The organism is Herbaspirillum sp. VT-16-41 (genome assembly GCF_001994935.1).
Classification (GTDB): Bacteria; Pseudomonadota; Gammaproteobacteria; order Burkholderiales; family Burkholderiaceae_D; genus Herbaspirillum; species Herbaspirillum frisingense.
The window spans coordinates 1-422 of sequence record NZ_MUXB01000094.1 but is presented as its reverse complement, the minus strand read 5'-3'; the positions used below and the strand labels follow the sequence as shown (position 1 = coordinate 422).

The following is a 422-nucleotide window of genomic DNA, read 5'->3' as shown; positions in this document are numbered from 1 at the left end:
AGGATGCTTACCGTTCTCGTCGGTAATCTGCAAATTATCAATATCGTTGTTCTGATGGTTCTGCGGATGAGGAACGCCTGTTACCTTGTAGTCCTCACTGTTACCCTGAACAAAAATATAGTCTTTGCCGACATCGCCTTCCGTTACGTTGCCGTTGCCAGTGATCCCTTTGAGGGAGACGAAATTATATTTGCTGTTCGGCCAGTCACTCTGCTGGTAATAACCACCCGTATGGGCACCGACAACGAAGATATCGGTGTGTCCTTTGGCACTATCGTCGGTGTTGGCATTACCACTGCTGGTGTAGTAGTGAATCTGCGACGCGCTGTCGGATTTCGGCACAAAGTCGCCCTTGATGGCGCCATCCGGGCTATCCGGCGTCAGCCAGACATGTACGTTACTGCCACTCGCCACGCTCACGC

Annotated in this window: 1 protein-coding gene; it reads right to left on the bottom strand. The window is 51.7% G+C overall.

The annotated features are described in order from the left end of the window. Positions 1–422 (bottom strand): hypothetical protein (locus BTM36_RS28280; RefSeq protein ID WP_168189755.1); only part of this gene is annotated, 422 nt, incomplete at both ends.